At 72.8% G+C, this 26,449-nt stretch carries 22 protein-coding genes; 10 read left to right on the top strand and 12 right to left on the bottom strand.

Annotation, left to right across the window (positions count from 1 at the left end; translation table 11 throughout):
* Positions 1-143 precede the first annotated feature (143 nt).
* The 3 genes from ACLQ2R_RS35655 to ACLQ2R_RS35665 all read left to right on the top strand — a co-directional run bounded on the left by ACLQ2R_RS35655 (position 144) and on the right by ACLQ2R_RS35665 (position 3,926).
* Positions 144-1,739: a carboxylesterase/lipase family protein gene (locus tag ACLQ2R_RS35655; RefSeq protein WP_425965828.1), complete on the top strand. Its 1,596-nt coding sequence runs from the start codon at positions 144-146 to the stop codon at positions 1,737-1,739.
* A 277-nt stretch (positions 1,740-2,016) separates the two neighbouring features.
* Positions 2,017-3,300 (top strand): ROK family transcriptional regulator, encoded by a 1,284-nt coding sequence (locus ACLQ2R_RS35660; RefSeq protein ID WP_425965829.1) that lies wholly within the window; start codon positions 2,017-2,019, stop codon positions 3,298-3,300.
* A complete protein-coding gene (locus ACLQ2R_RS35665; protein ID WP_425965830.1) occupies positions 3,297-3,926 on the top strand; it encodes a ThuA domain-containing protein in 630 nt (209 codons plus the stop codon). The genes ACLQ2R_RS35660 and ACLQ2R_RS35665 overlap by 4 nt, the downstream gene beginning before the upstream one ends.
* A gap of 130 nt (positions 3,927-4,056) precedes the next feature.
* Here the strand turns inward: ACLQ2R_RS35665 and ACLQ2R_RS35670 are convergent, their stop codons facing one another.
* From ACLQ2R_RS35670 to ACLQ2R_RS35680, 3 genes are all read right to left on the bottom strand, one after another.
* The gene (locus ACLQ2R_RS35670) at positions 4,057-5,442 is read right to left on the bottom strand and encodes a GH1 family beta-glucosidase (RefSeq protein WP_425965831.1); all 1,386 of its coding nucleotides are present in this window, start codon (positions 5,440-5,442) and stop codon (positions 4,057-4,059) included.
* Between the two features lie 329 nt (positions 5,443-5,771).
* Positions 5,772-7,313: an AMP-binding protein gene (locus tag ACLQ2R_RS35675; protein WP_425965832.1), complete on the bottom strand. Its 1,542-nt coding sequence runs from the start codon at positions 7,311-7,313 to the stop codon at positions 5,772-5,774.
* Positions 7,314-7,443: 130 nt separating this feature from the next.
* Positions 7,444-8,502: an LLM class flavin-dependent oxidoreductase gene (locus ACLQ2R_RS35680; protein WP_425965833.1), complete on the bottom strand. Its 1,059-nt coding sequence runs from the start codon at positions 8,500-8,502 to the stop codon at positions 7,444-7,446.
* 149 nt (positions 8,503-8,651) lie between these two features.
* Between ACLQ2R_RS35680 and ACLQ2R_RS35685 the strand changes: the two genes are divergently transcribed.
* Positions 8,652-9,911 (top strand): alpha/beta fold hydrolase, encoded by a 1,260-nt coding sequence (locus ACLQ2R_RS35685; protein WP_425965834.1) that lies wholly within the window; start codon positions 8,652-8,654, stop codon positions 9,909-9,911.
* Positions 9,912-10,035: 124 nt separating this feature from the next.
* Here ACLQ2R_RS35685 and ACLQ2R_RS35690 read toward each other — a convergent pair whose 3' ends face one another.
* The 6 genes from ACLQ2R_RS35690 to ACLQ2R_RS35715 all read right to left on the bottom strand — a co-directional run bounded on the left by ACLQ2R_RS35690 (position 10,036) and on the right by ACLQ2R_RS35715 (position 17,291).
* Positions 10,036-11,454, bottom strand: coding sequence for an ATP-binding protein (locus ACLQ2R_RS35690; protein ID WP_425965835.1), 1,419 nt, complete (start codon positions 11,452-11,454; stop codon positions 10,036-10,038).
* A 44-nt stretch (positions 11,455-11,498) separates the two neighbouring features.
* Complete coding sequence (locus ACLQ2R_RS35695; RefSeq protein ID WP_425965836.1) at positions 11,499-13,223, bottom strand: FAD-dependent oxidoreductase; 1,725 nt, start codon at positions 13,221-13,223, stop codon at positions 11,499-11,501.
* A gap of 80 nt (positions 13,224-13,303) precedes the next feature.
* The gene (locus ACLQ2R_RS35700) at positions 13,304-14,395 is read right to left on the bottom strand and encodes a TrmB family transcriptional regulator (RefSeq protein WP_425965837.1); all 1,092 of its coding nucleotides are present in this window, start codon (positions 14,393-14,395) and stop codon (positions 13,304-13,306) included.
* A 159-nt stretch (positions 14,396-14,554) separates the two neighbouring features.
* Entirely contained in the window at positions 14,555-15,145 is a 591-nt protein-coding gene (locus ACLQ2R_RS35705) for a TetR/AcrR family transcriptional regulator (RefSeq protein ID WP_425965838.1), read from the bottom strand.
* Between the two features lie 199 nt (positions 15,146-15,344).
* On the bottom strand, positions 15,345-16,358 hold the full coding sequence (gene glnII / locus ACLQ2R_RS35710; protein ID WP_425965839.1) for a glutamine synthetase: 1,014 nt from the start codon (positions 16,356-16,358) through the stop codon (positions 15,345-15,347).
* 297 nt (positions 16,359-16,655) lie between these two features.
* Positions 16,656-17,291: a MerR family transcriptional regulator gene (locus tag ACLQ2R_RS35715; protein ID WP_425965840.1), complete on the bottom strand. Its 636-nt coding sequence runs from the start codon at positions 17,289-17,291 to the stop codon at positions 16,656-16,658.
* 303 nt (positions 17,292-17,594) lie between these two features.
* On the opposite strand from ACLQ2R_RS35715, the gene ACLQ2R_RS35720 reads away from it, so the two are divergent.
* Positions 17,595-18,677 carry a thiolase C-terminal domain-containing protein gene (locus ACLQ2R_RS35720; protein WP_425965841.1) on the top strand — a complete coding sequence of 361 codons (1,083 nt, stop codon included), beginning with the start codon at positions 17,595-17,597 and terminating at the stop codon, positions 18,675-18,677.
* A 109-nt stretch (positions 18,678-18,786) separates the two neighbouring features.
* Here ACLQ2R_RS35720 and ACLQ2R_RS35725 read toward each other — a convergent pair whose 3' ends face one another.
* The gene (locus tag ACLQ2R_RS35725) at positions 18,787-19,263 is read right to left on the bottom strand and encodes a hypothetical protein (protein WP_425965842.1); all 477 of its coding nucleotides are present in this window, start codon (positions 19,261-19,263) and stop codon (positions 18,787-18,789) included.
* 195 nt (positions 19,264-19,458) lie between these two features.
* Here ACLQ2R_RS35725 and ACLQ2R_RS35730 point away from each other — a divergent pair, with 195 nt between their 5' ends.
* From ACLQ2R_RS35730 to ACLQ2R_RS35750, 5 genes are all read left to right on the top strand, one after another.
* Positions 19,459-20,334: a MurR/RpiR family transcriptional regulator gene (locus ACLQ2R_RS35730; RefSeq protein WP_425965869.1), complete on the top strand. Its 876-nt coding sequence runs from the start codon at positions 19,459-19,461 to the stop codon at positions 20,332-20,334.
* Positions 20,335-20,414: 80 nt separating this feature from the next.
* Entirely contained in the window at positions 20,415-21,185 is a 771-nt protein-coding gene (locus tag ACLQ2R_RS35735; protein ID WP_425965843.1) for a sugar isomerase domain-containing protein, read from the top strand.
* Between the two features lie 28 nt (positions 21,186-21,213).
* Complete coding sequence (ngcE, locus tag ACLQ2R_RS35740; protein WP_425965844.1) at positions 21,214-22,623, top strand: N-acetylglucosamine/diacetylchitobiose ABC transporter substrate-binding protein; 1,410 nt, start codon at positions 21,214-21,216, stop codon at positions 22,621-22,623.
* A gap of 162 nt (positions 22,624-22,785) precedes the next feature.
* Positions 22,786-23,688: a carbohydrate ABC transporter permease gene (locus ACLQ2R_RS35745; RefSeq protein WP_425965845.1), complete on the top strand. Its 903-nt coding sequence runs from the start codon at positions 22,786-22,788 to the stop codon at positions 23,686-23,688.
* Positions 23,688-24,599, top strand: coding sequence for a carbohydrate ABC transporter permease (locus ACLQ2R_RS35750; RefSeq protein WP_425965846.1), 912 nt, complete (start codon positions 23,688-23,690; stop codon positions 24,597-24,599). Before ACLQ2R_RS35745 ends, ACLQ2R_RS35750 begins: the two co-directional genes overlap by 1 nt.
* Before the next feature lie 58 nt (positions 24,600-24,657).
* Here ACLQ2R_RS35750 and ACLQ2R_RS35755 read toward each other — a convergent pair whose 3' ends face one another.
* Together ACLQ2R_RS35755 and ACLQ2R_RS35760 are read right to left on the bottom strand one after the other, a co-directional pair.
* Complete coding sequence (locus ACLQ2R_RS35755) at positions 24,658-25,626, bottom strand: zinc-binding dehydrogenase (RefSeq protein ID WP_425965870.1); 969 nt, start codon at positions 25,624-25,626, stop codon at positions 24,658-24,660.
* Positions 25,627-25,711: 85 nt separating this feature from the next.
* Positions 25,712-26,395: a DNA alkylation repair protein gene (locus ACLQ2R_RS35760; RefSeq protein ID WP_425965847.1), complete on the bottom strand. Its 684-nt coding sequence runs from the start codon at positions 26,393-26,395 to the stop codon at positions 25,712-25,714.
* Positions 26,396-26,449: the final 54 nt, after the last annotated feature.

The raw sequence follows: 26,449 nt of genomic DNA on the forward strand, positions 1-26,449 counted from the left end.
GCCGGGTTCTCGCGCGGGGTGCGAATCGGTGCCGGGCCTGGGCCGTGCCGGGTGAAGCGCGTCGCCGGGCGGGACATTTGTCCCACGGCACTGCGTATCGATGGATCTGCACACCCGCTCCGGTCCTTGACAGCGTGGAGGGCATGCGAGCGAAACCGATGAGCGCCCTGGTGGCGACGGCCGTCCTCGGGACGGCGTGCGCGGCGGCCGCACAAGAGAAGCCGCTACGGACGACCGGCGCGGACGATCCGCGCGTCGTGCGGACCGAGACCGGAGCCGTGCGGGGCACGGTGACCGGCGAACACAGGATCTTCAACGGCATCCCCTACGCGGCCCCGCCCGTCGGCGAGCTGCGCTGGGCCTCCCCCCGCCCGGCCGCCCGCTGGACCGGCACGCGGGACGCCACCCGGCCCGGCGCCAGGTGCCCCCAGGTGGGCGAGGACTACGCGAAGGTGACCAGCGACGAGGAGGACTGCCTGTTCCTCAACGTGACCGCCCCGCGCACGCCGGGGAACGGCAGGCCGGTCATGGTGTGGATCCACGGGGACGGCGCCCTCGGCTCCGGGGACCTCACCGACGTGCGCCGCCTGGCCACCCGGGGGGACGTGGTGGTCGTCACGATCAACTACCGGCTCGGGGTGTTCGGCGGCTTCGGCTACCCGGGACTGGCCGGGTCCGGGACGTACGGGCTCCAGGACCAGCAGGCCGCCCTGGGGTGGGTGCGCCGCAACGCCGCCGCGTTCGGCGGCGACCCGCGGAACGTGACCGTGTTCGGCGTCTCGTGGGGCGCGATGAGCATCGGCGGTCACCTGACCTCGCCGAAGGCGAAGGGCCTGTTCGACCGGGCCGTCATGCAGAGCGGCGAGACGATGATGGACATGCTCCCCGAGAGCATGGGCGAGGGCGTGCCCGGCCGCCCTGACTACGCCTGGCTCCCCACCGCCCAGGTCGAGGAGACGGGCCGGTACGCGGCCGGCAGGCTCGGCTGCCGGGACCTGCGCTGCCTGCGGGCACTGCCGGTGAGGACCGTCCTCAAGGTCCCGCAGATCATGAACATGTTCCAGTCCTACGCGTACGGCAACGAGACGCTGCCGCGGTCGCCCTCCGCCGAGCTGCGGGCCGGCCGGGGACACCCGGTGCCGGTGATCTCCGGCGCCACCCGCGACGAGCACCGGCTCTTCGCCGCCATGACGCGCGACCTGGCCGGCAGGCCCGTCACCGCCGCGTCGTACCGCGGCCTGCTGCGCGCCACCTTCGGCGCGGACGCGGCGAAGGTGGCCGCGAAGTACCCGCCGCGCGGGCACGGCTCGCCCTCGCTGGCCTGGGCCGCGGCGGTCACCGACCGGATGTGGGCCCGCGCGACCTTCGAGCAGAACAGGCTGCTGGCCGCGAAGGCACCCGTCTACGCCTACCAGTTCGCCGACCGGCGGGCCCCGATGTTCCTGCCGGTGAAGACGGACTTCCCGTTCGGCGCCTACCACGCGGGCGACATGCCGTACCTGTTCCCGGAGCCGAACGTCACGCTGAGCCCGGCCCAGCGGAGGCTGTCGGACCAGATGATCGCCTACTGGACCGGGTTCGCCCGCACCGGCGACCCCAACGGCGAGGGGCTGCCCCGCTGGGAGCGCTTCGACGCCGCCGCGCGCGTGCCGCACACCCAGTCCCTGGAGCCGGACGCGGTGGGGCCCGTCGACTACGCCGCCGACCACGACCTCGCCTTCTGGCCGTCCCCCTCCTGAGCGCCACGCGAGGGTCCCCCACCGGCCGTTCCACCCGCCGCCCCGCCCCCGTACCGGGAGTGGGGCGGCCGTCGTACCGGGCCGGGGGTGACGGGCGACCGTGACGGCCGGTCGTCGCGGACGGGCATGGCGGGCCGCCCGGAGACCTGGGAAACTCGCCTCGTCCCCCGGGGAGGCGCGTCGCGCCGCGCCGGGACGGGCCTGCCCGGGAGAACGCCCCGGAAGGTGACTAGAATAGTTGTACTAACATCTGAAATTACCTGCCCGGGGGAGAACCATGAGCCGTCCACAGCGGGGGACCCTCCGTGACGTGCGGAAGGGCAACCGGTCCGTCGTCCTGTGGACGCTCTACTTCGCCGGCGAGCTGAGCAGGCACGACCTCGCCCAGACGACCGGCCTCAGCGCCGCGACGGTGAGCAACGTGATCGCCGACCTCATCGCGGACCGCATCGTCGTCGAGACCGGCTCCGTCGACTCGGACGGGGGACGCCCGCGGATCATGCTCAGGGTCGATCCCTCGTACGGGTACGTGGTCGGCGTCGGCGTCGGCGAGACGCGTGTCCGCGTCGAGCTGTACGACCTGGCGATGGCCGAGCGGGCGAGGAAGGAGTTCGCCCTCGACCCCAGCCACCACGAGCCGTCGGTGGTGGCCCGGTGCATCCTCGACGGGCTGGAGGCGGTCCTGGCCGAGGCCGGGGCGACCGAGTCCGAGGTCATCGGCATGGGTCTCGGCGTCCCCGGCGTCGCCGAGCAGGGGCCCGACCTGCTCATCCACGCCCGCGCGTTCGGCTGGGACGGCGTCCCGCTGGGCGCGCTGCTGCGCGAGGGCACCTCGATCCCGGTCTTCGCCGACAACGGGGTCAAGACGACCGGCCAGGCCGAGCTCTGGTTCGGCGCGGGGCAGGGGGCCCAGCACCTGGTCATGACCTTCATCGGCACCGGGGCCGGGGCGAGCATCATCAACGGCGGCGTCACCTACCGGGGCACGGCGAGCGGCGCGGGCGAGTGGGGACACACGAAGATCGTCCTTGACGGGCGTCCCTGCCGCTGCGGCAGCCGGGGCTGCCTGGAGGCGTACGTCGGGGCCGAGGCGATCCTCGCGGGCGCCGGCAGGGAGCTGGGCGGCGACGACGAGGAGAGCGTGTTCGCCGCGCTGCTGGCCGACCCGGAGGCCCGGCCCGCCCTGGAGGAGGCCGTGCGCTGCCTCGGGGCGGGGCTGGCCGACCTCATCAACCTGTTCAACCCCGAGCGCGTCATCCTCGGCGGCTGGGCCGGGTCCCTGCTGGGCAGGGAGTTCCTCCCCGAGATCCGGGCCGCCGCCGGACGGTACGCCCTGCCCCTGCCCTTCTCGCAGGCCTCGATCGAGCTGGGCAGGCTGGGCGCCGAGGCGGTCGCGCTCGGCGCGGCCACCCTGGTCGTCGAGGACTTCCTGCTGCGCAGCCACGCGGTACGCCCGTCCGGCCGCGCCGTCGCCGGCGTGACGGGCACCCCCGCGACCGGCGCTCCCGGGCCCGGGAGCGCCGCGACCGCGCTGACGGGCTCCCCGGCGGGCCGGCGATGAGAACGGCGCTGGTGGTCCGCGGCGGCTGGGAGGGGCACGTCCCGGTCGAGGCGACCGAGCTGTTCGTCCCGGAGCTGGTGGCCGAGGGCTTCTCGGTGACCGTCGCCGAGGACCTGGAGGTCTACGCCGACCGGTCGCTGCTGGCCGCCACCGACCTGATCGTGCAGTGCTGGACGGGCGGCACCCTGACGCCGGAGCAGGAGGCCGGCCTGGTCTCCGCGGTCGAGGACGGCACCGGCTTCGCCGGCTGGCACGGCGGCGTGGTGGCGGCCTTCGACGGCCGCGACTACCTGCGGATGGTCGGCGGCCTCTTCCTGCACCACCCGGAGGACTTCCTCGTCTACGACGTGACCATCGACCCGGAGCGCGCCGGGCACCCGATCGTCGCCGGGCTCGACGGCTTCACCGTCGAGACCGAGCAGTACTGGATGCTCGCCGACGCCCGCAACGAGGTGCTCGCCGGCACGGTGTTCGTCTCCCCGCCGACTCCCATGCCGGTCGTCTGGACCCGCCGCTGGGGTGCGGGGAAGGTCTTCTTCTCCGCCATCGGCCACCGCCTCGACGACCTGCGCCACCCCACCGTGTACGAGCTCACCAGGCGCGGCCTGATCTGGGCCGCCCGCTGACCCCCGGCCCCTCCCGGCCCGCCGCCCGCGCGGGGCCGGAACGGTCGTCGGGGCCGCGGATCGGCGGGCCGCCCGCGCGGGCGGCCCGCACCCGCGCGGGTGACCCCGGGCGGGCAGGTGCGACGGTCGCTCAGATGCCGTTCCTGCCGACGACCCCGCTGTACCACAGGGCGCTGTCCTTGAGGGTGCGCCGCTGGGTCTCGTAGTCGACGTGGACCAGCCCGAACCGCTTGTCGTAGCCGTACGCCCACTCGAAGTTGTCCAGCAGCGACCAGGCCAGGTAACCGCGCAGGTCGGCCCCCTCGCCGATCGCCCGGTGCACGGCGAGCAGGTGGGAGCGCAGGTAGTCGACGCGCTCGGCGTCGGCGACCCTCCCGTCCACGGCGGAGTCGTGGTAGGCGGCGCCGTTCTCGGTGATCATCATGGGGACGGACGGGTAGTCGTGCGCCAGCCGCACCAGCAGCCGGCGCAGGCCGTCCGCCTCGACGGGCCAGCCCATGGCGGTCACCGGCAGGTCGGGTTCGAGGTACTCGACGCCCTCGGTGCCGGGGAAGCGGTCCGAGGAGGGCGTGCCCACCTTGGCCGCGACGAGGGTCGGCGCGTAGTAGTTGACCCCCAGCAGGTCGATCGGGGCGCCGATGATCCCCTCGTCGCCGCCGGCGATGTGCTCCAGGCCGGTGAAGCGGGCCGCGTGCTCCAGCATGTCGGCGGGGTAGCGCCCCTTGAGGAGCGGGTCGAGGAAGATCCGGTTGTGCAGGCCGTCGACCAGCGCGGCCGCGGCCACGTCGTGGCGGTCCTGCGGGTCGCGGGGGGAGACCGGCGTGAGGTTGACCGTGACCGAGACCTCCCGGGCCCCGGCCGCCTTCAGCGCGCGGGCCGCCAGGCCGTGGCCGAGCAGCAGGTGGTGGGCGGCGCGGAAGGCCGCGCCGGGCTCGGTGCGGCCCGGGGCCTGGTCGCCGCTGGCGTACCCGAGGAAGGCCGAGCACCACGGCTCGTTCAGGGTGGTCCAGGTCGCGACCCGGTCGCCGAGCCGGTCGTGGACCGCCGTCGCGTAGTCGGCGAAGTGGTGGGCGGTCTCCCGTACGGTCCAGCCGCCCCGGTCCTCCAGCACCTGCGGCAGGTCCCAGTGGTACAGCGTGGCCATCGGCTCGATGCCGGAGGCCAGCAGGGCGTCCACCAGCCGGTCGTAGAAGTCCAGCCCGCGCGGGTTCACCGGCCCTGTGCCGTCGGGCCTGACCCGCGGCCACGCGACCGAGAAGCGGTAGGTGCCGAGGCCGAGCTCCCGCATGAGGGCCACGTCCTCGGCGTAGCGGTGGTAGTGGTCGCAGGCCACGTCGCCGGTCTGTCCCAGGTGCACCCGGCCGGAGGTCCGGGCGAAGGTGTCCCAGATGGAGGGCGCGCGGCCGTCCTCGCCGGTGGCGCCCTCGATCTGGTAGGACGCGGTGGCGACCCCCCAGCGGAAACCCGGCGGGAACAGGGCCAGGCCGGTGCCGGTCCGGTCTTCGGTCTGGGTCATCCCTTGGTAGCTCCTTGCGTGGTCACACGGATGGATCGCCTGCCGGGGTCGCCGGGGACGGTGATCTGTGGCGGGGTCGCCCTGTGGGGGGTCGCCGGGGTGGCGCCGAGACGGTGCCCCTCGCACGTCGTACCCCCCCGTCCGCCGCCGGTGGCCGGCTTCGGAGGAGAGGGGGGCCCCTAATGTCGATGCTTAATTCATATTGAAATTTAAGAGGCAAAACTAGGTCTGCGTCAAGGTGGGTTATCGAGTCGTTTCCGGGCCCCCGAGTTCCAGGGTGGTCGTGCCGGGGCGTCCTCGGGTGCCCGGGTGGTCGTGCCGGGGCGCCCTCAGGTGCCCGGGTAGCCGCCTCCGCCGTGGGCGGCGTCGAGGGCGTCGTAGTCCGGGGTGAAGCCCTTCCTGGGGATCTCCGTCACGAAGTCCACGTGACGCGGCTTCTTGTACGAGGCCAGCGCGCCCCGTACGTGCTCGACGATCTCCTCGGCGGAGGCGGTGGCCCCGTCGGCGAGGACCACGACGGCCTTCACCGCCTGCCGCCACCGCTCGTCGGGGACGCCGACGACCGCGGCGTCGGCGACGGCCGGATGGCTCCTGAGCGCCCGCTCCACCTCGGCGGGGTAGATGTTCTCGTTGCCGGACTTGATCATGCGCAGCCGGGGGCCGATGAAGGTGATCGAGCCGTCGGCCTCGCGGCGGCCGAGATCGCCGGTGTGGTGCCAGCCGCCACGCGTCCTGGCCGCGTTCAGCCCGGGCCTGTTGAGGTACCCGGAGAAGAGCGACTTGCCGCGCGCGCAGATCTCGCCCACCTCGCCGGCGGGTACCTCGCGGCCCTCGGGCGACAGGATCCGCACCTGGACCAGCGGCGACGGCCGGCCGGCGAGCCCGGCGGCACCCGGGGCCAGGCCGAGATAGGTCAGCATCCCCGCGACCTCGGTCTGCCCGTAGCCGCCCATCCCCGACCGGCACCAGGGGGAGTCGTCCACGGTCGTCATGGCGTCCCACTCGGGCGAGTGGGAGACGAAACGGAGCGAGCTCAGGTCGTACGCGCCGCCCTCGTTGGCCCTGACCACCTCGTCGATCATCGGCCCGAACAGGAACGCCTGGGTGACCTTCTCCGCGTCGACCAGGCGGCAGACCTCCTTGGCGTCGAACGCCGGGACGAACACGTTCGTCCCGCCGATCTGCAGGGTGGCCAGGCAGAACATCATCGTGCCCACGTGGAAGAGCGGGCCGCTGTTGAGGAAGGTGAAGTCCGGCTCCATCCGCCGCACCACCAGCAGCGAGGTGCTGTGCGCCACCAGGGCCGCGCTGCTGAGCAGGGCCGCGTTCGGGCGCCCGTCGAAGGCCGCGGTGTAGAGCGCCAGCACCGGGGCCGTGTCGTCGGCGAAGCCGTCCCCGGCGTCCCCGGCGTCCCCGGCGTCCCCGGGGCCTTCCGGGGTGTCGAGGGCGTCGGGGATGCCGGGGGCGTCCCGCAGGAACGCCTCGTAGGCCGCGCCCGCCCGGATCCATTCCTCGCCGCTCAGCGGCGCCGCGGCCTCGGACTCCTCCCAGACGACCACCCTCGGCGCGAGGTCCTCCAGGACGAACGACAGCTCGTCGGCGGACTGCCGCCAGTTGGCCGGGCAGAAGACCGCCCCGAGCCGGGACGCGGCGAGCAGCAGCTCCAGCACGGCGTGGTGGTTGCGGCCCAGCCACAGCACGCGCTCGCCCGCCGTCACGCCCCGCGCCGCCAGCGCGGCGGCCAGGCGGGTCACCCGCGCGTCCAGTTCGGGATAGGTCAGCCGCGTCTCACCGTCCACCACCGCGGTCGCCAGGGGGCGGCTGCGGGCGTGCTCGGCGAGGACGTCGGAGAGGGTCAAACGGTGGATCATCGCGCCTCCTGCTGGGGGTGGCGTGCGGCCCGCGCCCTCCCGCCCCGCGGGCGGACGCGGGACGCGCGCCCGGGCGGGCACGGCCTCCCGTCCGGCGGGCACGGCGACGGTACGGGCCGCACGGGACGGATCATCGGAAGGCCGGCATGACCTCGGCGGCGAAGAACCGCATGACCTTCGTCATCTCCTCCAGGGGCATCGGCCGGGTGCTGCCGAAGTCGCAGAGCAGATGCGCGAAACCGGCGTCCCGCAGCAGCCGGATCTGGCCGATCACCCGCTCCGGGTCGCCGATGACCTCCAGCTGCTCCCAGCGGAAGTCGTTGGAGACCGAGCCGCCCTTGAGGTAGCGGTCCTGGTAGTACTCGAAGCCCTGCGCGGCCCTGCCGGTCCTGGGGTCGATCGGGGCGCTCCTGGCGTTGAAGATGCGGCTCCGGTCGAAGCTCGCCTCGAACGCGGCCTGGTCCTCGCGGGCCCGCTCCACGGTCTCGGCGACGTAGACGCTGCGCGCCACCACCAGCTCGTGCCCGGCCGCGTCGTGCCCGGCCCTCTGCGCGGTCTCGCGCCAGGTCTCGGCCGCCCTGACCACCTTGCGGAACGGCGCGGCCGGGTCGGCCAGGATGGGCAGGCCGCGCTCGGCGTACATGGTCACGGTCTCCGGTGACACGGCGGCCACGTGGATCGGCGGGAACGGGTGCTGGAGCGGCCGGGGGACGAGCTCGACCTCGGTGCCGGTCCGGTAGAACGTGCCCTTGTGCCGGAAGGTCGGGCTCGTCCAGAGGCCGAGCACGACCTCCAGCGCCTCGTCGAACCGGTCCCTGGCCTCGGCCAGGTCGATGCCGAAGCCCTCGAACTCGAAGCTCTGGTAGCCGCGCCCGATGCCGAGGTCCAGCCGCCCGCCCGAGAGCACGTCCACCATGGCCGCCTCCTCGGCGACGTGGACCGGGTTGTGCAGCGGCAGCACGACGATGCCGGTGCCCAGCCGGAGCCGTTCGGTGCGCGCGGCCAGGTTGGCCAGCATCGTGAACAGGTTGGGGACCACGCCGTAGTCGCGGAAGTGGTGCTCGGCCAGCCGCACGCCGTGGAAGCCGAGCTCCTCGGCCAGCTCGGCGAGTTCGAGGTGGTAGTCGTAGACGTCTTTGAAGCTCTGGCCGTCGAACCGGTGGAAGAGGTGGAAGGTCGAGAACTTCATCGGCTGTCCCCTGCGGTCGTCTCCGGCTGTCCCGATTCCGCGGTCGGTGGTACGGCGGGCTGTTTGAAACCAAGCGCTCGCTTGGGAAGCGTACCAGTTCTCCGCCTGGTGGGAAGTCCCACCGGCCGGGCTCGGGTAGCTTTCCCAGGGTGACCGTCCTTCTGCCCGGTGTGGCACTCACCGACCACGTGTTCACCGTCCCCCTCGACCACGCCGCCCCCGGCGCAGGGACGATCGAGGTCTTCGCCCGGGAGGCGGTGGACCCGGCCAGGCGGGGGGAGGACCTGCCCTGGCTGCTGTTCCTGCAGGGCGGCCCCGGCGGGAAGTCACCGCGACCGGCCGCCGCCGACGGCTGGCTGGGACACGCGCTCACGACCCACCGCGTCCTGCTGCTCGACCAGCGGGGGACCGGGCGCAGCACCCCGATCACCGCCAGGACGATCGGCGGCACCGACGCCGAGCTCGCCGCCCGCCTGAGGCACTTCCGGGCCGACGCGATCGTGGCCGACGCCGAGCTGATCCGGCGGGAGCTCTGCGGTGACCGGCCGTGGGACACCCTGGGCCAGAGCTACGGCGGCTTCATCACCCTGACCTACCTCTCGGCCGCTCCCGAGGGCCTGGGAACCTGCTACGTGACCGGCGGCCTGGCCGGTCTTGAGGCCACCGCCGAGGAGGTCTACGCGCGCACCTACCCCCGGGTCCGCGACCGGGTGCGCCGTCACTTCGCCCGCTACCCGCTCGACTCGGCCAGGCTGGACGCGGTGGCCGCCCACCTGCGCGGCCACGAGGTCCGCCTGCCCGACGGGGACGTGCTGAGCGTGCGCAGGCTGCAGACCCTGGGCATGTGCCTGGGCATGAGCGACGGTTCCGAGTACCTGCACTGGGTGCTGGAGGAGGCCTGGTCCGGCGACCGCCTCTCCGACCTGTTCCTGTACGAGGTCATGATGGCCACCGGCTTCGTCGGCAACCCGCTCTACGCCGTCCTGCACGAGTCGATCTACGCCCAGGGGGCCGCCACCTCCTGGGCCGCGCACCGGCTGCTGCCGGAGGAGTTCCACCCGGACGCCGAGCCGACGCTCCCCACCGGGGAGATGATCTACCCCTGGATGTTCGACGAGATCGCCGCGCTCCGTCCCTTCAAGGGGGCCGCCGAGATCCTGGCGCAGACCTCCGACTGGCCCGCCCTCTACGACCCGGCCCGGCTGGCGGCCAACACCGTCCCGGTGGTCGCCGCCGTCTACTACGACGACATGTACGTCGACGAGGGCCTGTCCGTCCGCACCGCGCGTGCGGTGGGCAACGTGCGCACCTGGGTGACCAACGAGCTGGAGCACGACGGCGTCCGGGTCTCCGGGGCCCGGGTCCTGTCCCGCCTGATGGACGTCGCCAAGGGCGTCCACGGCTCCTGACCCACCCGATCCCGAGCTGCCCCGTCCCGGACCGCCTGTTCCCCGGCCGGCCGATCCCGGGTGGTCCGGCTCCCGACCGGCCTGTCCCCGGCCCCACCGCCCCGTGCCCCGGGGCGGGACGGGGTCAGGTGGCGAGCGTCTCGGTGACGGGCAGGCGTACCTGGAAGCGGGTGTCGCCCGGCTCCGACTCCACCCGCAGGTCGCCGCCGTGGCGGCCGGCGACGATGCGGAAGGAGATGTCCAGGCCGAGCCCGGTGCCCTCGCCGACCGCCTTCGTGGTGAAGAACGGCTCGAAGATCCGGTCCCGCAGCTCCTCGGGCACGCCGGGACCGGTGTCGCAGATCTCGACCAGCGCGATCGTCTCGTGCTCCAGCCGGGTGCGGACGGTCAGCACGCCGCTTCCGGCCATCGCGTCGATCGCGTTGTGGATCAGGTTGGCCCACACCTGGTTGAGCTCCCCGGCGTAGGCCGGGATGGGCGGCAGGGCGGGGTCGTAGTCGGTGGCGACGCTGATCCCCGGCGGGATCTTGCCGCGGAACATGGTCAGGGTGCTGTCCAGCAGCTCCCGCAGGTCGACCGTCTGGTGCGGCGCCCGGTCCATCTGGGAGTACTGCTTGGCCGAGGCGAGCAGCGAGGAGATCCGCTCGGTCGCGTCGGTCACCTCGTTCAGCATCTGGGCGATCTCGATGGCCTCCGAGAGCCAGTGCATCGCCGCGTCCAGGTGCCGCTCGCCGATCATCTCGCGGATCTTGGCCAGCTTGCCGTCCTCGAACCCGGCCGCGATCAGCGCGGGCGAGATCTCCCAGGCGTCGGAGACCCCGGCCTCCTCCAGGGCGTCGGCGAGCGCGTCCTCGGCGTCGGAGACCTCCAGCGGCGAGCGGGGCGTCGTCTGGGCGATCCCGGCGGCGCACGCCTCCTGCAGGTCCACCAGGGCACGCAGCCGCTGGGGCTCGATGCCCTCCCCGGCCAGTCCGGCCAGCCGCCGCCGCGAGGAGCGCACCTTCGAGCGCAGGTCGTCCACGGCCCGTACGGCCGCCGCGGCCGGGTTGTTGAGCTCGTGGGTGAGCCCGGCGGTGATGGTGCCCAGGGCGGTCAGCCGCTGCCGCCGGTCGACGAACTCCCGCTGGGCCAGCCCGCCCAGGCGGGCCCCGTCCAGCAGGTGGACCGCCATCGGGAACCACTCGCCCATGATCAGGCCGAACTCCCCGGCCGGGAGTTCGAGCATCCGCGTCGGCTTGGTGGCGCGCAGCGAGTGGCCGTAGGCCGCCGGGGCGCGGTCGACCAGGTAGGCGGCGACGGCACCGGCGTAGACGCCGGGCTGCGAGGTCGGGCTCATGCCGGCCGGCCCCGCCTGGGTCTCGACGGACATCACCACCTCGCCCTCGACGAGCACGACGAAGCAGCCGGCCGGCTCCCCCTGCGCGACGATCGTCTCGCCCGCGCCGTACTCCCGCTCGGTCCCGTGCTCGGCCACCCACCTGAGCTGGTCCTCGGACAGTCCCTCGAACAGGAACAGCCCGCGGAGCACGTCGGTGTCGATCATCCCGCCTCCTTCGTGGGTACCGCGAGGGACCTCGTCCGGGGCGGTCACGTCTTCTCCAGGTAGCGGTGGACCAGGGCGACGGCCATCGCGCCCTCGCCGACCGCCGAGGCGACCCGCTTGATCGACTCGGCCCGGACGTCACCGGCGGCGAACACCCCCGGCACGTTCGTCTCCAGGTGGTACGGCTCCCGCCGGAGCGGCCAGTTGCGCGGCCGCCTCTCGCCGGCGGTCAGGTCGGGGCCGGTCAGGATGAACCCCCTGCCGTCGCGCTCGATCGTCTCGCCCAGCCAGTCGGTGAGCGGCTCGGCGCCGATGAACACGAACAGCCACTCGGCGTCGGCCGTGCGCTCCCCGGCGGCGTCCTTGAGCGTGATCCGTTCCAGGTGGCCGTCGCCCTCGGCCGCGACCACCTCGGTGCCCAGGTGCACCTCGATGTTCGGGATCTGCGCGATCTGCTCGATCAGGTAGTGCGACATGGTCCTCTCCAGGCCGTCGCCCCTGACGATCAGGTGGACCGTGGCGGCGTACCCCGACAGGTAGACCGCGCCCTGGCCGGCGGAGTTGGCGGCGCCGACGATGTAGACCTCGCGGTCCCGGCACTCGGGCGCCTCGGTCATGGCCGCACCGTAGTAGCAGCCGGAGCCGATGAAGTCGTCCAGGCCGGGCGTGCCGAGCCGCCGGTAGGAGACGCCGGTGGCCAGGATGACGGTGTGCGCGGCGATCGTGCCGCCGTCGTCGAAGCCCACCACCTTGGCCTGGCCCTTGACCTCCAGGCTGGTGACCGTACGGGCGCTGAGCAGCTCGGCGCCGAACTTCAGCGCCTGGCGCCTGGCCCGGTCGGCGAGCTGGGAGCCGGAGACGCCGTCGGGGAAGCCCAGGTAGTTCTCGATCCTGGAGCTCTGCCCGGCCTGCCCGCCGGAGGCGTGCTGCTCGACCATCACCGTGCGCAGTCCCTCGGAGGCGCCGTAGACCGCCGCGCCCAGCCCGCCGGGGCCGCCGCCGATCACGATCAGGTCGTAGAAGTCGGTGGCCGGGGCGGTGGAGAGCCCCACGGCCTGGGCCAGCTCCGCGGGCGCGGGGGCGACGAGCGTGGTGCCGTCGGCGGTGACGACCAGCGGCAGCCTGGCCGGGACCGTCCCCTCCGCCGTCTCGTCCGCCGCTCCGGTCGCCGTCGGGTCCGCCCCACCGGCCGTCGCCGTTCCCGGCGACCCGGCCGCGGCGAGCAGCTCGGCGCCCTCGGCGGAGTCGGCCAGCATCCAGCGGTAGGGCACCTGGTTGCGCGCCAGGAAGTCCCTGACCTCGTACGAGGGGGCCGACCAGCGCGCGCCCACCACCCGCAGCTCGTCCGACCGGCGCCGATCCGTGCGCTGCCACGCCTCCAGCTGGGCGTCCAGCACCGGGTAGAACTTCTCCTCGGGCGGGTCCCACGGCTTGAGCAGGTAGTGGTCCAGGTCGACCACGTTGATCGCCTGGATCGCGGCCTCGGTGTCGGCGTAGGCGGTCAGCAGCACGCGGCGGGCGTAGGGGTACAGGTCCATGGCCTGTTCCAGGAACTCCACGCCGTTCATCTGCGGCATCCGGTAGTCGGCGAGGATCGCCGCGATGTCGTCGCCGCGCAGCCGCAGCTCCCGCACGCTCGCGATGCCGTCGGCCGCGGTGTCGGCCCGGACCACGCGGTACGACTGGCCGTAGCGCCGGCGCAGGTCACGGGCGACCGAACGGGACACTCCGGGATCGTCGTCGACCGTCATGATGACCGGCTTCTCCATGTCCTGCCTTCCCCCGAGACGGAAAAATCGCTGTGGGACAACCTCTACGAAGGATGTCACACGCGTGTTAAAGCACGTTTTTATCCGGCATCGGATTGATCGTCCGGATCATTGGCCGCGTCGTCGGCGTCGTCGTTCGTGCCGGAGCGTTCGGACGGGCGCGCGCCGGACGCCCGGGGCCGCTCGCCGGGGTCCGGGGAACGGGAACCCGGCTCCCCGGACCGCGGGGAGCGGGTGCCGGGTTCCTCGGGCCGCTGGGAGCGGGCACCGGTCTCCTGGGGCCGCGCGCCCGGGCGGCCGGGCATCCCGGCGGCGCGGAGCAGGGCGGCGGGACGGTCGTGGTCGGCGAGCAGGCTCCGCAGCTCGGCGTCGCCGGCCCAGAGCTCGTCCATGGTCTCCCGGCCGATCCGCTCGGCGATGACCTGCAGGGCGATGTCCTGCCTGACGTACTCCACCGCCATCGTGACCACGGCCGGGTCCTCGGTGTAGACGCCCCAGGCGGAGCCGTCGGTGAACCCGCCCACCACGGTCTCCCGCCGGTCGCCGGTGACGACCAGCAGGCGGCGCTCTGGGTCGGGACGTCCCCGGGTCCGGCCGCCACGCCCCTCGGCGGAGGCGTCGCGGGCGGGGAAGTGGTGCTCGTACAGGTTCCCGACGGCCTTGCGGGCCGGTCCGAAGTGCATCACCGAGGTCGTGACCCCGCGCTGGACCGCGCGCTCGACCAGCGGGGACAACGGCGTCATCTCCTCGGGCCAGATCGACAGGAACAGGTCGGCGCGTGCCCCGGCCACCACGTCCTCGGCCCGCGCCAGCACCGCTCCGGCGTCCTTGAGGCTGTGGATCAGGTGCGCCCTGGGCGGCGCCACGATCGCCGGGAGGGAGACCTCCAGGGCCTCGATCGAGTCGTCGAACTCCCGGCGCATCCGCTGCAGCAGCGAGCGCGGCGGCAGCGGCAGGTAGTCGGTGGCGTCGTCCGAGCCACGCAGCTCGTAGGCGGCGCCCTTGGCCACCAGCTTGCCCAGCGTCTCGTAGACGGTGCTGCGGGGCACGCCGGAACGCTTGGCCACCTCGTAGCCGTTCAGAGGCTGCCCGGCACCGACCAAGGTGACGTATGCCTTGGCCTCATAGCCTGACATGCCCAAACGCTGTAATTGCTCCACCACGTCACGCATCGCAGTTATGGTACGGCGCGAGCTACCTGTTTAGCGCTGTCCTAAAGCACCTGTTTCGTGGAATTTTCGTCACTTGTAACCGCTTCAGGCGCTGGAGCTGCGGCGGAGCCGGACGTGATCTAGAAAGTTCAACTATTTACGTTTATTTTGGACTGACCGCTACGCCGGCCTCAGGGCCCTGACGGCGAAGGCCGCGAGGGTGTCGGCGTACGCGTGGGTGAGCGGAGCCCTCCGCAGCGCCCAGCGGTGGTAGATCGGCCCGTACAGCAGCTCGACGGCCACGTCCAGGTCCGCGTCCTCGGCCACCTGGCCCGCCCGCCGGGCGCCGCGCAGCCGGTCCTTGGTCGCCTCCAGGTGCGGCCCCAGGATCCGTGCGGTGATCTCGGCGTTCATCGCCGGGTTCTGCAGCGACTCCACGTTCAGCGCGCGGCTCATCGCCTCCAGGCGGGGGTCGTTGTACTCGTCGACGATGGCCCGCAGCACCTGCCGCAGGTCGGCCTCCAGGTCACCGGTGTCGGGCAGCGACAGGTCCTGCCCCTCGCCCTGACCCATGGAGAGCGCGGCCTCGACGAAGACGGCGCCCTTGGACGGCCACCAGCGGTAGATCGTCTGCTTGCCCACTCCCGCACGGGCGGCGATCGCCTCTATCGTCAGGGCGGCGTATCCGGCCTCGGCGACCAGGTCGAAGGCGGCCCCCAGGATGGCCTGACGGGACTGCTCGCTGCGACGGGCCGGGTTCGGTGTCTTCACGGCCCGAATGTACCAAGCGATGAGCCGAAACGTCTCGTCTTGTCGGTCGGTCCCGGCGAGTCCAGAAAGGCACCGGAGACGCCCGGGACCGCTCACCGCCGCTCACCGGTGCCCGGCCGTGAGGAGCGCCGGACATGCCGGAGGCCGCGGAACGCCCCCGGCAGGACGGTTCCGCGGCCCCGGACGGTGGCCGGTCCGGTCAGACCTGGCCGGCCTTCTCCAGAGCGGAGCAGCAGGTGTTCACGATCAGGCGGGTGACCAGGTACGGGTCGACGTTGGCGTTGGGACGCCGGTCCTCGATGTAGCCCTTCTTCTCCACCTCGACCTGCCACGGGATGCGGACCGAGGCGCCGCGGTCGGAGACGCCGTAGCTGAACTCGTTCCACGGGGCGGTCTCGTGCAGGCCGGTGAGGCGGTCCTCGATGCCGACGCCGTAGTGCTTGACGTGCTCCAGGGCGTTGTTGCTGAGGGCCTCGCAGGCGGTGATGATCGGGTCGTAGCCCTCGCGCATGGCCTTGGTGGAGAAGTTGGTGTGCGCGCCCGCGCCGTTCCAGTCGCCCTTCACCGGCTTGGCGTCCAGGGTGGCGGCGATGTTGAAGTCCTCGGCGGTGCGGTAGAGCAGCCAGCGGGCGATCCACATGTGGTCGGAGACGTCCAGGGGGCCGGCCGGGCCGATCTGGAACTCCCACTGGCCGGGCATGACCTCGGCGTTGATGCCGGAGATGGCCAGGCCGGCCTGGATGCAGTAGTCGAGGTGCTTCTCGACGATCTCGCGGCCGAAGACCTCGTCGGCGCCGACGCCGCAGTAGTAGCCACCCTGCGGGGCGGGGAAGCCGCCGAGCGGGAAGCCGAGCGGGCGGCCCTCCTTGAAGAAGGTGTACTCCTGCTCGATGCCGAACCACGACTCCTGGTCGGCGTACCTCTCCGCGACCTCGACGAGGGCCGCGCGGGTGTTGCTCTCGTGCGGGGTCATGTCGATGTCGAGGACCTCGCACAGCACCAGCACGTCCGCACCGCCGCGGATCGGGTCCGGGCAGGTGAACACGGGCTTGAGCACGCGGTCGGAGGAGCCGCCGTCGGCCTGGTTCGTGCTGGACCCGTCGAAGCCCCAGATCGGGAGTTCGGTGCCGTCCGCCAGGACCCTGGTCTTGGAGCGGAGCTTGGCGGTCGGCTTGGTGCCGTCGATCCAGATGTATTCAGCCTTGAAGGTCATCGGCGAGGTCCTTGAGGATGGAGGGATCTGCTGCCCTCAAAGATTCGCAAGGCGCGATTTCGCAACTGTTGCCCGTGTGTGAACAGAATGTTACCCGGCGCCGTTTGGGCAGGCAGGGGCGGTACGGAAAGTCCGCACCCCGCGTTTTCACGGCTGTGAGCTGCTCTTTCGTGCGCGTGACGTGTCGGGGGAGACCTTCGTCACCCGGCAGGGGCCGGTGCCGGGCCTGTGCCGGACCTGTGTCTGTTCATATTCGTTAATGCCGGTTCGCGCGGGTTCACGGAGCTCGGAAGGCGCTCAGGTGTCGCCGAAGACGCGGGCGGAGACCGACTCGTGGGCCAGGCGCCGCATGACGTCCAGCACCCTGCCGTACAGGACGGTGCCGAGGACCAGGGCCTCGACCGCCGCCTCCCGGGGGCCGTCGACGGGGATGGTGCCCATCTCGTGACCGGTCACCAGGTCGAGGGCGGTGTCGGCGTAGGGGCGCAGCGCCTCGACGCCGGCGGGCATGCCCAGCCCGGTGAGGGTGAGGAGGACCTGGGCCAGTTCCTCGCGGGTCGGGGCGGCGGGGTCGATCGCCCAGCCCAGCTCCTCGATCGTGGCGTCGACCCTGGCGCGGGCCTCGGCCCACTCCTGCCCGGAGGCGTGCGGCTCGACCGGGGGGGCGATGGCGTACTGCGCGGTGCCGAGCACGTGGTGCAGGCTCAGGGCCCTGTCGTCGACGGCCTCGATGACCTTGCGGATGGACGCGATCGGCAACCTGCCGACCTCCAGCAGGGCCCGGATCAGCCGTAGCCGCCGCAGGTGGTCCTCGCCGTAGCGCGCCCTGGTGGCCGAGGTCTGCTCGCCCGCGGGGAGCAGGCCCTCGCGCAGGTAGTACTTGATCGTCGGGATGGCCACGCCCGATGCGGCGCTGAGTTCCGATATCCGCATTGTTGGATAGTACAGGTAGCCAATAATGGATGCCCCCCGCCGCTGACCGAGCAAGCGCTTGCCTAAGAGGGGTGGGCGCGTTACCGTACGGGCGGGCGCGTCGCCGTGACGGGCGGGCGCCCGTTCGTGCCCGCCGCCCGGCGGCCCTCGGACGTCGCCCGCCGGAACGGATCGCGCCCCGTCCCGGCGGGCGACCCGGGCGCCCGGGGAACCGGGCGCCCGTGACGCCCGGGGAGCCGGACGGCCCGGCCTGCGCGACGGCGGGGACGGGACGGGGGAGCCGAGGGACGGGCGGGGGACCGGATGAGGGACAGGGCGGCCGTCACCGGCATCGGCATGACGGCCCTGACGCGGCGGTCGGGCAGGACCGAGCTGCGGCTCGCCGTCGAGGCGTGCCGCGCCGCTCTGGAAGACGCCCGCGTGGAGGCCGGGGAGATCGACGCCGTCCTCAGCTACCACATGAACGACTCGGCCCCGGTGGTGCGGGTGGCGGGCGCGCTGGGCATGGAGAGACTCGGGTGGCACAACGACATCTCGGGGGGCGGCACCCAGGCGGCCTCCATCCTGGGCGACGCGGCGATGCTCGTCGCCTGCGGCCTCGCCAGGAACGTGCTGGTCTACCGGGCGATGAACGGCCGCTCGGGAACGCGGATGAACACCGCCTCCACCGGCCCGCAGGAGCGCTTCACCGCCGCGTACGGCATGGCGGGCCCGATCCCGATGTTCGCACTGGCGGCGCGGCGCTACCTGCACGAGACCGGCCTGGGCGAGGAGCACCTGCACGCGGTCGTCGACCAGTCGCGCCGCAACGCCGCCGCCAACCCGCGCGCCCTGCGGCGCGACCCGCTCTCGCTGGAGGAGTACCTGGACCGGCCGTACGTCTGCTCGCCGCTGCGGACCGTCGACTGCTGCCAGGAGACCGACGGCGCCTGCGCGCTGGTGGTGCGCGACGCGCGGCTCGCGCCACAGGAGCCGAGGATCCGTGCCGTGGTCAGGGGCGGGGGGCCGGGCTGCTCGTCCATGGACCGCTCGCCCGACGTCACCGCGATCTTCTCCGCCCACGTCGCGGCGCCGCTCTGGGAGGCGTCCGGCATGGGTCCCGGGGACGTGGACGTCGCGCTGCTCTACGACGCCTACTCCTGGCTGGTTCCCCGGCAGCTGGAGGACTTCGGCCTGGCCGGGCGGGGTGAGCTGGGGGAGTTCCTGCTGGCCCGCCGTCACGCCCGGGTCAACCCGCACGGCGGCCTGCTGTCGGAGGGGTACGTGCACGGCCTGAACAACGTGGCCCAGGCCGTACGGGAGCTGCGGGCCGGCCGGCGGACCGCGCTGGTCACCGGGTTCGGCGGCAGCTACGGCAGCGCGGCCCTGCTGGTCCGCCCCGGCTGAGCCGCCCGGCCGGACGCCCGGGACGGGAGCCGGGCCGGAATCCGGGGACGGGACGGGAGATCCGCGCGGTGTCCCGCCACCCCCGCGCCGGACGCGACCCGCGCGCCGCTCAGCCGGGCTCGCCCCAGCCGTCCTGCCGGGCCTTGGCCAGCTCGGCCTCCATCTCCTCCAGATCCCGCATGAAGCCCGCGAACCCCCGCGGGCCCAGGCGGCGCCAGACGAGCAGCTGCAGGGAGAGCGCGTCGTCGTCCAGCTCCTCCCTCTCCGCCGGCGACGGCTCCTCGCCCGGCGAGAGCCTCCCGTCCACCGGGAGATCCCCGATCGGCGAGAGGGCTCCGGTCCGGGAGGGCGCCTCGTCCACGGCGGGCCTCTCGCGGCGCGGGGCCGGCACCTCGCGTATCCGCCGGGCGGCGGCCTGGAGCTCCTCGACGGTCAGGCGGGCGCCGTACTCGCGCTCCATCAGCCGCAGGTGCGGTTCGCCGCGCGACCCCTTCTCCCGGGCGCGCCTGGCGCGCCGGGCGGCCAGCTCGTCGTGGACGTGCGTGCCGGGGACCGGGTGCGGCGGGTCGGCCGGACGTCGAGTCATCGTGGGTTCGCCTCCGTCGCGCGGCTCCTCGTCTGGAACCTCTACAGGAACGACGCCCAAGGCACGGCAAAGGTTGTCGGCCCTTTTCCCGGAAGCCGCGAGGAAAGGGCATCCGGCCGCTTTCGTGTCCCGATCGGTCTTGACGCGGCCCCGATGTGAGAATAATTTTCATCCAATCGATTCCTGGTGAAAGGAATGCCTGTGGCCGCGGGGACGCTCGGACGCATCCGGACCGAGACCCCGGCGCTGCCCGAGGCGCTGCGCCGGGTGGGGGAGGCGATCCTGGCCGACCCGGCCGCGGCCGCCCGTTCCACGATCATCACGCTGGCCGAGCGGAGCGGCAGCTCGCCCGCCACCGTCACCCGCTTCTGCCGGGTGTTCGGCTTCGCCGGGTATGCGGGGCTGCGGGTCGCGCTGGCCACCGAGACCGGCCGGGCCGCACAGGCCAACTGGGACATGGGGGTGGGCCACGAGATCGGCCCTGCCGACCCGCTCGACGCGGCGATCGAGGTGATGGCCGCCGCCGACTCCCGGCTCATCCAGGAGACCGCGGCGCAGCTCGACGCGGGCACCGTCGCCAGGGTCGCCGAGGCCGTCGTCGCGGCCCGGCGCGTCCTCGTCCTCGGCGTCTCCACCAGCGGCGCGGTGGCCGGCATGGCGGGCGGGCGGCTGCGCCGCATCCGGATCCCCTGCTGGAGCCACGCCGACGCGCACGAGGCCCTCGCCGACGCCGCGCTGCTCGGCGAGGGCGACGTCGCGATCGGCATCTCCCACCGGGGCCGGACCCGCGAGGTGCTGGAGTCCCTCGCCGAGGCGGGCGACCGGGGCGCGCTGACCGTGGCGGTCACCTCCTTCGCCCGCTCCCCGCTGGCGGAGCTGGCCGACCTGGTGCTGACCACGGCCAGCCGCGAGACCACCTTCCGGCTGGGCGGCCTGGCCGCCGTCCACTCCCAGCTCTTCGTCCTCGACGCGGTCTACGTCGCGGTCGCGCAGCGCACCTACGAGCAGACCAACGAGGCCTTCGAGCTGACGATCCGGGCCCTGGAGAGCCACCGCGTCGAGAGGAGCTGAGCATGGACAGCGTCGGGAGGAGCCGGGGACGGACGGCGCCGGACGGAACCGGTGGCGGACGCCGCCCCGAGGAGCCGGGCGTGAACGTCGGGGCGGACCTCGGGGCCGCCGACTACGTCGGCGAGGTGAAGGCCCTCATCGACGAGGTCTCCCGCACCCAGACGGCCGCGGTGGGACGCGCGGCCGCGCTGATGGTCGCCTCCCTGCTCGACGACGGCGTGATCCAGGCCTTCGGCTCCGGGCACTCCGAGGCGATCGCCATGGAGATCGCCGGGCGCGCGGGCGGCCTGGTGCCCAGCAACCGCCTGGCCCTGCGCGACGTCGTCCTGTACGGCGAGGCCCCGGTCGCCACCCTGCTCGGCCCGGCCGGCGAGCTGGAGCGCGACCCGTCGGTCGCCCGGCGGATCTACGAGCTGGCCCCGGTCCGTCCCCAGGACGTGTTCGTGCTGATCTCCAGCTCCGGGGTGAACGGCTCGGTGGTCGAGCTGGCCTCCATCGTCAAGGAACGCGGGCACGACCTGATCGCCCTGACCTCGGTGCGCCACAGCACCGCGATGACCTCCCGCCACCCCTCGGGCCGCAGACTGCTCGACCTCGCCGACGTCGTGCTCGACAACGGCGCCCCGTACGGCGACGCCGTCCTCGCGCTGCCGGGCGGCGGCACGTTCGGGGCGGTCTCCACCATCACCTCGGCGCTGCTGGCCCAGATGGTCGTGGCCGAGGTCGTGCGCGGCCTGGTCGCGGCGGGCCGGACCCCGCCGATCTACCGCTCCGCCAACGTGACCGGCGGCGACGAGCACAACCGCCTTCTCGAGAACCGCTACGCCGGACGGATCCGGCGAGGTGCCTGACCATCGCCTTCCACTCCCAGGAGGAAGAATGCCCCAGTTGTCCAGGCGCGAACTCCTGCGCCACGCCGCCCTGGCGGGTATCGCCCTGCCGGTCCTGTCCGCGTGCGCCACCCCCGCGGGGAACGGCGGCGCCGCCTCCTCGGCCCCCGCCGCCGGGGCCACCAGCGCGACCAACCCGCTCGGCTTCGCCGGGGACAGGCCCCTGGAGATCTGGATCTTCGACGGCGGTTTCGGCGACGCCTACGCCACGGACGTCCACGAGAGGATCCTCAAGGCCAGGCATCCCGCGCTGGAGGTCAGGCACAACGCCACCAAGGAGATCGCCAAGACCCTCCAGCCGCGCTTCGCCGGGGGGAACCCGCCGGAGTTCGTCAACAACTCCGGCGCAGGCGCCATGGACTTCGGCGCCCTGGTCCAGGACGGCCAGCTCGCCGACCTCACCCCGCTGTACGACGCGCCGAGCTGGGACGACCCCGCGGTGAAGGTGCGCGACACCGTCGACCCGGCCGCCATCGAGCTGGGCAGCTACGACGGCAGGCCGTACGTCCTCAACTACGCCAACACCGTCTGGGGCATCTGGTACTCGCGCACACTCTTCGAGGCCGAGGGCTGGCAGGTCCCCAAGACGTGGGCCGACTTCCTGACACTCTGCGAGACCATCGAGAAGTCGGGGAGGACGGCGCCCTTCACCTACGCGGGCAAGCACCCCTTCTACATCTACGAGGCCATCCTCACGCTCGCCGCGAAGATCGGCGGCAAGGACGTGCTCAAGAACATCGACAACCTCCGGGAGGGCGCCTGGAAGGCCGAGCCGGTCACACGGGCCGCCGGGGCGTTCGCCGAGCTCGGCTCGAAGTACCTCCTGCAGGGCACCGCCGGGCTCGACCACGTGCAGACCCAGACCGCCCAGAACAAGGGGCAGGTCGCGATGCTGCCCTGCGGCTCCTGGCTGGAGAACGAGCAGAAGGACTCCACCCCCGACGGCTTCGACTACGCCATGTTCCCGCTGCCCGACTTCGGCGCCTCCGACGCCCTGCCGTACGGCACCCTGCACGCCCAGCCGGGCGAGGAGTACGTCGTCCCGGCGAAGTCGGCCAACCCGCGCGCGGGCCTGGAGTACATGCGCGCCATGCTCTCCAAGGAGGGCGCGGGCGAGTTCATGGAGCTGGTCTCCACGCTCACCGTCGTCAAGGGCGCAGGCGAGGGCCGCGCGCTCAAGCCGGGCCTGAAGAGCGCCTCGGCCGCGCTGACCGCCGCGGGCGACAACGCCGTCTGGTTCCTGTTCCGCAAGTGGTACGTCGAACTGCACGACGAGGTGGCCGCGGCCACCGGGCAGCTCATGTCGGGCAAGCTGTCCGTCGCCGAGTGGGCCGACCGCGCGCAGCGGAAGGCCGACGCGCTCAAGGCGGACTCCTCGGTGAAGAAGTTCACCCGGTGACGCCGGGCACCCGGTGGCGCGTCGGCCCCGCAGGGCGGGACCGGTCGTGAACCACGGCACGACGAAGACGACGGTGACGGTGACGGCGATGGCGGCGACGGCGGCGACGGCGTTGAAGGCGGCGCGGGACGGCGTGCCGGTCGAGGGACGGGGGGACCGGTCGTGAACCACGGCAGGACGCGGTTCGTCGTGGGTTTCCTCGCGGTCCCGGTGGCGCTCTACCTCGTCTACGTGATCGCCCCCTACGCGCAGGCCTTCTCCATCGCGCTGACCGACTGGCGCGGGGTCAACGCCAGCCCCCGGTTCGTGGGCCTGGAGAACTTCCGGCGGCTCTGGGACGACGACGTCTTCTGGAGGGCGATCGGGCACAACCTGATCCTGCTCGTCCTGCTGCCGGTCCTCACGATCGGGATCGCCCTGTTCTTCGCCTTCCTCCTCAACGCGGGCGGGCGGGGCGGCACCGAGGGCGTGTGGGGGTCGAGGTTCTACCGGGTGGTGTTCTTCTTCCCCCAGGTGCTGGCCGTCGCCGTGGTCGCCGTGCTGTTCCAGCAGGTCTTCAGACCCGACCGCAGCGGCATGCTCAACGCGCCGCTCATCGCGCTCGGGTTCGAGCCGGTCGGGTTCCTGTCCAGCACCGACGTGGCGTTCTGGTCGATCCTCGCCGTGCTCGTCTGGCAGGCCGTCGGCTTCTACGTCGTGCTGTTCTCGGCGGGCATCGCCTCCATCCCGAGGGAGCTGTTCGAGGCTGCGGCGATCGACGGCGCCGGGGGAGCCCGGCTGTTCCTGCGGGTCACGCTGCCGCTGCTGTGGGACACCGTCCAGGTCGGCTGGGTCTACCTCGGCATCGCCGCCCTCGACGTCTTCGCCGTCGTGTGGGTGATGACGGCCGAGCACGGCGGGCCCGACCACTCCACCACCGTGATGGCGGCGGAGATCTACCGCACCGCCTTCCAGTACTTCAGGTTCGGCTACGCCTCGGCGATGGGCGTGGTGCTGTTCTTCTTCACCATCGGGTTCGCGATCCTGGCCCTGCGCCTGTCGCGGCGTGAGCGGATCGAGTTCTGATGACGGACGCCGTGATCCCCCGCAGCCGGGCGTACGCCCGCGAGGAGCGCCGCAGGCGCCTGGGCCCGCTGTCGGCGCTGACGCACGTCGCGCTCCTGGTCTGGACCGTCCTGGTCGTCGTGCCCATCGTGTGGACGTTCCTGGCGTCGGTGAAGAGCGAGGACGAGATCTTCGGGGACGCCTGGTCGCTGCCGGCCACGCTGCGCCTGGACAACTGGGCCCGCGCCTGGGAGCAGGCGCACATCGGCCAGTACATGATCAACAGCATCGTGGTGGTGGCGTTCGGCACGTTCGGCACGATGCTGTTCGGGTCGATGGCGGCGTACGTGCTGGCCCGCTACCGTTTTCGCGGCAACCGGGCCGTGTACCTGCTGTTCGTCTCCGGCCTGGCCTTCCCGGTCTACCTGGCGCTGACCCCGCTGTTCTTCGTGGTGCAGAACATGGGGGCGATCCCGGTCGTCGGCCCCTACATCGGGCTGAACACGCACGGCGGGCTGGTGCTGGTCTACATCGCCTACTCGCTCCCCTTCACGGTCTTCTTCCTCGCCGCGTTCTTCAGGACGCTGCCGGGCGCGGTGGCCGAGGCGGCCTTCGTGGACGGCGCCTCGCACGCCCGGGTGTTCTTCCAGGTCATGCTGCCGATGGCCAGGCCGGGCATCGTCAGCGTGACCGTCTTCAACGTGCTCGGCCAGTGGAACCAGTACCAGCTCCCGCTGGTGCTGCTCACCTCCGACCGGGAGAAATGGATGCTCACCCAGGGCATCGCCGACATCTCCACGGCGGCCGGCTACGACGCCGACTGGTCGGCCCTGTTCGCCGCGCTGAGCATGGCCATCCTGCCGATGCTGATCGTCTACACGCTCTTCCAGGGCCAGATCCAGAAGGGCCTCACCGCGGGCGCCCTCAAGTGACGCCCTCACCCCTGCCCGGCGCGGGCCGTCGCGGGGCGCCGCGCCCCGCGACGGGTTCTCAGACCAGAAGCAGGGACTTGCCGACCGTGGCGCGTCCGGCGAGGGAGGCGTGCGCGTCCCTCGCCCGCTCCAGCGGGTAGGTCGCGCCGATGTGCGGCCGGATCGTTCCCCCGGCGGCCAGCGTGAGCGCCTCCGCGAGCAGTTCCCGCGCCAGGAGCGGGGCGGGCGGCCCGGCCGCCAGCACGTCGGTCACCCGCACCCGCCGCTCCTCCGCCGCCGACGGGTCGATCCGGGCGAACCCGCCGCCCGCGGTGCCGTAGGTGAGGAACCGGCCGCCGGAGGCCACCGTGCCGAACGCCGCCGCGCCGAGTGCGCCGCCCGCGCCGTCGAAGGCGAGGCCCACCCCGGCGCCGCCGGTCACCTCGCGTACCCGCTCCCCCCAGCCGGGCAGCGAGTAGTCGACCGCGACCTCCGCCCCCAGCTCGCGTGCCAGCGTGAGCTTGCGCTCGCCCCGGGCCGCCGCGACGACCCGGGCGCCGGCGTCGCGCGCGAGCTGCACCAGCAGCGAGCCCGCACCACCGGCGGCGGAGGTCACCAGCACCCACTCGCCCTTCCCGATCTCCGCCGTACGGGCGAGGTTCAGCGCGGTGACGCCGTCGTGCAGCATCGCCGCCGCCTCGGCGGAACCCAGGGCGCCGGGCACCTCCACGATCTCCTCCAAGCCGGCGACGATCCGCTCGGCGTAACCGGTGGAGGTCGCGGCGACCACGCGCCGCCCGGCCCAGCCGGGGTCCACGTCCTCGCCGACGGAGAGCACGCGCCCGGCACCACCGTGGCCGGGCACGTACGGAAGCGTCCGGGGGAAGAAGTCCTGCCCCCAGCCCCCGCGCAGCAGCGTGTCGAGGTAGATGACGTCGGCGGCCTCCAGGCCCACCACGACCTGCCCCGGGCCGGCGACGGGATCGGGGATCTCCACCGGCACCAGCACCTCGGGGCCGCCGAACTCCCGTACCTGAATCGCGCGCATCATGACCAGCCTTCCCTCGTGGTCGATCTCGTGCGCACAGCCTGAACCCTCAGGTTAAGTCGAGGTCAAGTCGCGGGCCCGGCGTTCACCGGGTGGGAAGGTTCTTGAGGGCCTCGCGGCGGCTCAGGCCGCTGATGCCGGTGTGGTTCACGTACCGGACGACCTCGCCGGGGTTGGTCTTGGCGTACTCGCGCAGGGCCCAGCCGATCGCCTTGCGGGCGAAGAAGTCGTTGTCCGACAGGCTCGGCTCGATGCAGGCGTACAGCAGGCCCGTGTCGGTGGCGGTCTTGAAGCGGTTCTGGCAGAGGATCGCGGTGCGGCGCTTCCACAGGTCGGCGCCGCGGGCCCAGCGCAGCACGAGCGGGCGCATGACGTCGGGGAAGGCGGCGAGCAGGCCGCCGATCCGGTGGACGGCGAGGTCGTCGACGTAGTCCCACCAGGCTCCGGTGACGATCATCTCCTCGTACATCGGGAGCGTGTCCGTGGTCTGGAAGGCGCGGTAGAGGCGGAAGCCGGTCAGCTCGATCGCCGCGTAGCGCTCCTCGCGGTACTCCGCCTCCCGCCACAGCGTCAGCGTCGCCTCCTGCCAGGCGTACGCCACCTCGACCGGGTACTCGGCGAAGACCCGCCTCAGCGCGGCGCGGCGCGGGGCGGCCTGCACGCCGAGGAAGGGCATCGCCGACTTCATGTACGCCTGCATGACCGGAGCCTTGGAGGCGTCGGCCACGTCGGTGAGCGCCGTGCGCACGGCCTTCTGCAGAATCTCCACGCTCGCACACCACTTCCCGTTCACTTCGCGGACGCTTGATTCTCACAGGCCGTG

It is taken from the genome of Streptosporangium sp. DT93, assembly GCF_049844535.1.
Classification (GTDB): Bacteria; Actinomycetota; Actinomycetes; order Streptosporangiales; family Streptosporangiaceae; genus Streptosporangium.